2 protein-coding genes are annotated in these 2,416 nt (G+C 41.2%); both read left to right on the forward strand.

Features of this window, described 5'->3' with window-relative positions; translation table 11 throughout:
* The first annotated feature begins 44 nt into the window (after nt 1-44).
* Nucleotides 45-1,712, forward strand: coding sequence for an ATP-dependent protease LonB (gene lonB / locus OQ279_RS18355; RefSeq protein WP_266071319.1), 1,668 nt, complete (start codon nt 45-47; stop codon nt 1,710-1,712).
* Between the two features lie 259 nt (nt 1,713-1,971).
* Nucleotides 1,972-2,416 (forward strand): LON peptidase substrate-binding domain-containing protein (locus tag OQ279_RS18360; RefSeq protein ID WP_266071320.1); only part of this gene is annotated, 445 nt, incomplete at its 3' end.

The raw sequence follows: 2,416 nt of genomic DNA on the forward strand, positions 1-2,416 counted from the left end.
ATACTAGCAGTTAACAGCTAGATTAAAATTCAGGAGGGAACGACATGAGTTGGACGGGGATTGCGTTATTTATTCAATTGTTTTTTGGGATTGTCATTGGGTTGTATTTTTGGAACTTGTTAAAAAGTCAGCGCACGCAAAAAGTATCCATAGATCGCGAATCTAAAAAAGAAATGGATCAGTTAAAGAAGATGAGATCCATTTCGCTGACTGAGCCTTTAGCAGAAAAGGTGCGTCCTGCTACATTTGCTGATATTGTCGGCCAGGAGGACGGAATAAAAGCTTTAAAAGCAGCGCTATGCGGACCGAATCCTCAGCATGTCATTATCTATGGACCGCCTGGTGTCGGGAAAACAGCAGCTGCAAGATTAGTATTAGAAGAAGCAAAGAAGAATAATAAATCACCATTTAAAGCTTCATCCATATTTATAGAACTTGATGCAACAACAGCCAGATTTGATGAGCGCGGGATTGCCGATCCATTAATTGGATCTGTCCATGATCCGATTTATCAGGGAGCTGGCGCGATGGGGCAAGCTGGTATTCCTCAGCCAAAGCAAGGTGCAGTAACAAATGCACATGGCGGAGTTCTGTTCATTGATGAAATTGGAGAGCTTCATTCCATTCAAATGAATAAGCTTTTAAAAGTCTTGGAAGATCGAAAAGTATTTTTAGAAAGTGCCTATTATAATGAAGAAAACACCCAAATTCCATCGCATATTCACGATATTTTTAAGAACGGGCTTCCTGCGGATTTCCGTTTAATTGGAGCAACAACAAGGACACCGAGTGAAATCCCTGCTGCCATTCGCTCCCGCTGCATGGAAGTATTTTTCCGTGAGTTATCAGAGGAAGAAATTGAGTCAGTGGCATTGAAAGCTTCTGAAAAAGTAAAGTTATCAATCAGTAAGAAAGCATTAAGTACACTCGCATCCTACGCGAGAAATGGCAGAGAATCTGTTAATATGATTCAGATTGCAGCTGGATTAGCGATTACTGAAGAAAGAAATTACATAAAAGACGAAGATATCGAATGGGTTGTTCAATCCAGTCAGCTCACTCCAAGGATGGAACGGAAAATTGGTGAAAAAGCAGCTGTTGGACTTGTGAATGGGCTCGCTGTGCATGGTCCCAATAGCGGGGCACTGCTCGATATCGAGGTCACTGTGATTCCTGCCCATGATAAGGGCAGCATCAATATTACGGGTATTGTTGATGAAGAAAGCATTGGCGGACAAGGGAAGTCGATTAGACGCAAAAGTATGGCGCGAGGTTCCATTGAAAATGTTTTAACGGTTTTAAGATCAATGGGTGTTCCGGCAGATGAGTATGACATTCATGTTAATTTTCCAGGCGGAGTGCCGATTGACGGCCCTTCAGCAGGAATTGCAATGGCAACGGGGATCTATTCGGCGATCTATAAGCTGCCAGTTGATCATACCATCGCAATGACAGGAGAAATTAGTATTCATGGATTTGTAAAACCTGTTGGCGGTGTGTATCCAAAGATCAAGGCTGCGAAAAAAGCAGGAGCCTCCACAGTCATTATCCCGCAGGAAAATCATCAAAGTATACTGCAGGAAATTGACGGCATAACCATTATTCCTGTCAGCCATTTAAGCGAAGTATTTAAAATTGCGATTCAAAAAGACGGCTATAAAGAACAATTATTATCCATGCCAATCGAACTGTCCAAGAAAGAAAGCATGTAATATCCCAGCTTGCAGTGTAAGAACTGCAAGCTGATTTATTGTCTAATTGTCTTCTGTTTCTCCGAATGGAATAGGATAGAGAAGCTTGAGGAAAAATAACGGTACTAGAGGCATAATGAGCCTGTTCTTATTTGATACTAAGGCAAGTACGTGAAGAAAGTGGCTAAACAGTCGACACTGCAAGGTAAATAAGATAGAATTGTACAAAGAAATCAGCAATTATTAGGGTTTTAGATTTGCATTTGGAGGTGCATGAGAAATGACGAAAAAGGAAGAAATCATCGTCCCCCTCCTGCCGCTTAGAGGCTTGCTTGTATATCCGACAATGGTGCTTCATTTAGATGTTGGCCGTGAAAAATCAGTACAAGCGCTTGAAAAAGCAATGGTAGATGACCATTTAATCTTCTTAACTACGCAGAAGGATATGTCTATAGATGACCCTTCAGAAGACGATTTGTATCATATGGGTACACTGACAAAAGTGAAGCAGATGCTGAAGCTTCCCAATGGTACAATCCGCGTGTTAGTTGAAGGTCTCAAAAGAGCAGAAGTAATGGAATTTTATGATGAGGATGAATACTACTCCGTTAATGTTGAAGTTCATGAAGATCCCGAATCGAAGGATGTAGAGGATCAGGCATTAATGAGAACAATGCTTGAATACTTCGAGCAATACATAAAGGTATCGAAAAAGGTATCGGCAG

Origin of the sequence: Salinimicrobium profundisediminis, from assembly GCF_026241755.1 — a bacterium.
In the GTDB taxonomy this organism is placed as follows: domain Bacteria; phylum Bacteroidota; class Bacteroidia; order Flavobacteriales; family Flavobacteriaceae; genus Salinimicrobium; species Salinimicrobium profundisediminis.